This window comes from Neorhizobium petrolearium (assembly GCF_017873175.1).
Taxonomy (GTDB): Bacteria; Pseudomonadota; Alphaproteobacteria; order Rhizobiales; family Rhizobiaceae; genus Neorhizobium; species Neorhizobium petrolearium.
The window spans coordinates 1-4245 of record NZ_JAGGJW010000045.1; the positions used below are offsets into that span (position 1 = coordinate 1).

At 58.8% G+C, this 4245-nt stretch carries 5 protein-coding genes and 3 pseudogenes; 3 read left to right on the top strand and 5 right to left on the bottom strand.

Translation table 11 applies throughout. The features are described 5' to 3' along the window. Together J2046_RS33470 and tnpB (J2046_RS33475) are read left to right on the top strand one after the other, a co-directional pair. Positions 1 to 298: pseudogene (locus J2046_RS33470) on the top strand (hypothetical protein); the annotation flags it as partial. Beyond that, positions 295 to 450, top strand: a pseudogene (gene tnpB, locus J2046_RS33475) (IS66 family insertion sequence element accessory protein TnpB); the annotation flags it as partial. The pseudogenes J2046_RS33470 and tnpB (J2046_RS33475), both read left to right, overlap by 4 nt. Before the next feature lie 27 nt (positions 451 to 477). Here the strand turns inward: tnpB (J2046_RS33475) and J2046_RS34090 are convergent. Continuing rightward, positions 478 to 1716 carry a recombinase zinc ribbon domain-containing protein gene (locus tag J2046_RS34090; RefSeq protein ID WP_325169822.1) on the bottom strand — a complete coding sequence of 413 codons (1239 nt, stop codon included), beginning with the start codon at positions 1714 to 1716 and terminating at the stop codon, positions 478 to 480. Then, positions 1629 to 2372 (bottom strand): recombinase family protein, encoded by a 744-nt coding sequence (locus J2046_RS34095; protein ID WP_233470461.1) that lies wholly within the window; start codon positions 2370 to 2372, stop codon positions 1629 to 1631. Before J2046_RS34095 ends, J2046_RS34090 begins: the two co-directional genes overlap by 88 nt. 201 nt (positions 2373 to 2573) lie before the next feature. Here J2046_RS34095 and J2046_RS33485 point away from each other — a divergent pair, with 201 nt between their 5' ends. Further along, positions 2574 to 2861: a hypothetical protein gene (locus J2046_RS33485; RefSeq protein ID WP_210059109.1), complete on the top strand. Its 288-nt coding sequence runs from the start codon at positions 2574 to 2576 to the stop codon at positions 2859 to 2861. A gap of 62 nt (positions 2862 to 2923) precedes the next feature. On the opposite strand, the gene tnpB (J2046_RS34440) is transcribed toward J2046_RS33485, so the two are convergent. The 3 genes and pseudogenes from tnpB (J2046_RS34440) to J2046_RS33500 form a co-directional block, all read right to left on the bottom strand. Beyond that, complete coding sequence (tnpB, locus tag J2046_RS34440) at positions 2924 to 3229, bottom strand: IS66 family insertion sequence element accessory protein TnpB (protein WP_210059110.1); 306 nt, start codon at positions 3227 to 3229, stop codon at positions 2924 to 2926. Then, complete coding sequence (tnpA, locus tag J2046_RS33495; RefSeq protein WP_210059111.1) at positions 3226 to 3600, bottom strand: IS66-like element accessory protein TnpA; 375 nt, start codon at positions 3598 to 3600, stop codon at positions 3226 to 3228. The genes tnpB (J2046_RS34440) and tnpA overlap by 4 nt, the downstream gene beginning before the upstream one ends. Before the next feature lie 100 nt (positions 3601 to 3700). Further along, positions 3701 to 4105, bottom strand: a pseudogene (locus J2046_RS33500) (IS1182 family transposase); the annotation flags it as partial. Between the last annotated feature and the right edge of the window lie 140 nt (positions 4106 to 4245).

Genomic DNA, 4245 nt, shown 5'->3' on the forward strand with positions numbered 1-4245 from the left:
TAGGGCCACCCTCATTACACGCCTGCGTCTGGACGCCAGTCTGTTCGCCCCGCCAGATCCGCGACACGAACACACGCTCGGGCGGCCCGCACTAAAGACCTTCGCGCAGCAGGCGATGTTCGTGCCGGTGACGGTGGTTGGCGATCGAGCGCCTCCCCAGAGCGCGTCGTCGGATATCGCTTCCGTTGCTTCCGGCCGAATTGAGATCGAGATTGCCGGAGCACGCATGACCGTGATTGGCTCGGTGGCGCCCGAGTTGGCGCAGGCGATCGTGGCAGCGTTGCGAGGACGCCGGTGATCGGAGTTTCGCCAAATGGCGTGAAGATCATGGTGGCGACGCAGCCTGTCGACTTCCGGCGCGGCATGAATGGCTTGGTGGCTTTGGTGGCGTCAGCGCTTGCGGCCGATCCCTATTGTGGCGATGTGTTCGTGTTCCGCGCCAAGCGTCTACAGTGCGCTTCATAATGCATCCCTCCATCAGATTCCGGGCAACCGGACGACTTTATCATATTGATAATCTTCATAAAACTTCGGGCGTCGATCGATGACACCCTGCACCCCTATCCGGACGGCTTCCGAGGATAATGCTTCGACGGGAACCATCCACGGTGAGCCGGGAAGGATTTGCGTTGCAGGTAAAATTCCTCTCTGCACCAGGCTTTTGGCCGATCCGACGCAAATACCGAGTTTCTCCGCCGCTTTCATCAAACTGATCATCGGTACGTCCACTTTGGTGGCATCATATTCGGGAATTCCCAGGCGCTCGCGCATGTCACGAACACGCACGGTCGTCCAGCTCTCGCCATTACCTGTCTTGCAAAGCATCCTATTGAGTGAGACCGCGAGTTCCCGATCTGGCCAATGTCCGCCCAGTTTGCGCAGTGCCTCGACAGCCGATGGTGCGAGCTCGGCAGGATATCTTCCGGTCTTGACGCGCGCCACACGCACCTCTGTGTGCCGACCGCCGATCCAATGGATCAAGAGCACCGCCTCGTTGGTCGCATCATCGAGATCGCAAATAATCTCCTGAACCAGGATGTGGATGAGCCGCTGCTTCGTTCGCGTCTCCGTGGAGGGCGTATTCCATACGGTCGGCAAATCCTGGGCAAGCTGCAGGAGTCGGCCACGATCGATGATGGGGCGCGCTGCTGACAGCGCGGATAGATCCTTGATCTTGCGTTCAAGCACGCCTACTCGCTCCAGGGCATCATTCCATCGGGCCTCCAGTTCGCGTGCAACATGCCGCTTGGCCGGGTCCACAAGCTCATACCTGCGACTGGCCAACAGCGCTTCGTAGCGTGCGCTTTCGAGGTCCCGCTCGATTGCCGCAATGACATCTCTTTGGGACCGCTCGACTTGATCCGAGGCGAAGATTGCCGCTTCGACAGCACGGTCCGACACCGCTTCTAAAATCTGCATCGCAACGGCGCGATCGACCCTGACGCCGCCAATGCCGATACAAAGGCCGACACCCACGTGAGCATCGTCGCCGCGGCATTGATAGCGATGAGCGTTGCCTTTTGCGCTGCCGTAGAAGACGCGCATCATTCGGCCACAGCGACCGCATCGCATCAGTCCCGTCAAAAGGGCACGGCCGCCACGCGCCGACTTGCGATCGCAATTCTTCTTCATGTGCGCGTTCTCGGCCAGAAGCTTATGGTTCTCCTCATACTCTCGCCAACTGATATAGCCTTGATGATTGTCGCGCAGCAGCACGCTCCACTCATCCCTGGCTTGCGCACCCCTGTTGCCTTGCGAGCGCGGCCATCGATGATCCGCGTTCGCTGCGCGCGTCTTCCGAAGGCATAGGCCCCCGCGTAGAGTGGATTGTGGAGGATCTGCATGACGCTGTGATAGGCCGGCGCTTTCCAAACAAGTTTGCAGACGTCGACATTGCGCAGGACGACCGGCATCTTGATATCGGCCGACCGCAGCCACAAAAAAACCTGTCGTCCACTTCCCAGTTCCCGGAATTTGGCAAAAACGAGCCTGATCGTTTCGGCCACATGTTCGTCCGGATCAATCTCGATCTTACCCACCTCGCTCCAGCACAAGCCCGGCGGCAGCATGAACCGCAATTCCCCACGTCCTGCCTTGGAATCACGCGCGGCGATGCCGCGCTGGCGCATCAAACTAAGCTCATACTCCGACATCGTGCCTTTCAATCCGAGCAGCAGGCGATCGTTGACGAGCCGGGGATCATAGGCGCCATCCGGATCGATGACCAATGTACCGGCGAGTGCGCAAAGGTCGATCAGATGATGCCAGTCCCTGCCATTGCGCGCCAGACGCGATGCCTCGATGCAATAGACCGCTCCCACATCGCCGGAGCAGACCTGTGCCACAAGCCGTTCGAATCCGGGCCGTTCCATGCTACCTGAGCCGGAGCGACCGAGATCGGAATCGATGTCCCGTTAATCCGAAATCCGCAGACAGTCACCGATGCAAAGCCAGTCGTTGCGGCAGCTCCAGCGAGATCATACTGCCGGCGCTGACTTTCGAGATTGCCGGTAACCTGAGTCATTGTGGATTGCCGGACATAGACCACAGCGGCGCGGCGAAGATGGTCAGGCGTGATCTTCGTGTTCATCAACGCCTCCCGTCTTCGTCATTCTGTTCGCTTCCAGAGCTTCCAGCAGAAGATCCGCCAGCGCTTCCACCAACCCTTTGACGTTCTTGACCGCTGGAACCTGAAGATTTTGGCGCTCCAACTGCAGAACGAGTTGGTCGCGATTTTGATGTCGCCTGCTTCGCATCATCCTTCTCCTTCTTCCTCGAAGGACGGGATTTTGCGCCTCTTGAGCGAGTCGCGCCGAACGACGCGAGTGTCGCTGCCAACTCGTCGAGACCGGCGATGCTGATCTCGGGTGGCCCAAGCGTCATACCGCTGCAGTAGCTCTCGTCGAACATCCAATTCGGCAGTTCATGGGATAGATCGGGCCGCTTGTCCGTATAGATGGACATCAGGCTCTTGCCGCGCCGATACGGCGAAACCCGCACCTCGCTTCCAAACAGCGGATGCCACGGATATGCGATCGTCGCGAAACGAAAACCGTATGCAGAATGTCGGTCGTTGGGCATTTCTCCCGCGGAACACAAAAACGTCGCCCTGGAACGGATTGCGGCCAAGCCCCTCTTGGACGATGAGAGCTAGCCCCTGCATGCCCTTGCGCATATCGCAGTGACCGCTGGCAATCCAAACCCGCACGCTTGAACTGATCGGGATCATCGTCCCTCCAGCACATCAAGCACGCGCGACAAGGTCGAGGCATCAAAGTCACGATTGACCCGCACCAACCGACCCCGCCCAACATGGATTTCGATCGCAGAAGACGCAGCAGCCGGTATTCCGATCGCCGCGTCCGGCGCCTGTTGTACCTTCACCGGAACGAAGGCGCGTGGTTCTTCCACTCTCTCTTTAACGCCAAATTCGCGACGCCACCGATAAACCAATGACCGATCAAGGTCGTGACGTCGCGCAACATCCATCACTGTCGTTTCGACGCTCAGAGTCTCTGAAACAATCGCCTCTTTGGCAGCATGCGTAAACTTCCGCCGCCGGACTGTCCCAGTCCGAAGCTCAAGCTGATGAATAGACACGTCGTTATCCTCGTTGTTAGCAACGTGGCGATAGCGCTCACCTCACAAAAACAACGGCTTCAGTCTAACAAAACAAGGCGGTTCTCGGCGTGGCGATACGCTCCACGCTTTCGCGCCGCCGGTCCAGAATGTCGGGCCGGGCAACAAGACGCACCGCCATGCGGTCGAGCACCGCCTCGTTCTCCAGGCGCGACACACGACGGAAGCTTCTGGTGCAGCGTTCGCGCAGGCTGCACGCCTTGCAGGCGTCACGGTTGACGTAGTCGATCTTCACATTGTCACGGGACTTGCCAAAATGACGTGGTGAGAGCACCTGGTCTGCGGGGCAAAGGTAGATGTCCTTGTCCGGGTCGTAGCGGAACTGCTCCTTGGAAAAGAACCCTTCGGCCACGGCGGGACCGCGGATCGGCTTGGGAACATAGGCGGTGACGCCTGCATTCTCGCAAGCCTCCATATCCTCGATCTTGAAGTAGCCCCGGTCCGCCACCGCGTCGATCCTGTCGACGCTGTGAACGGTCGTCGAGAAATGCGGCTAGCCCCAATACCGTTTAGTTAATGATTTTGATGGCTTGTTTGATATCGATTGGCGGCAGTGGTGGATCGGTTCGTCGTCGCAGGGGAAAGTTGCTCATCTTGCGTTTGACG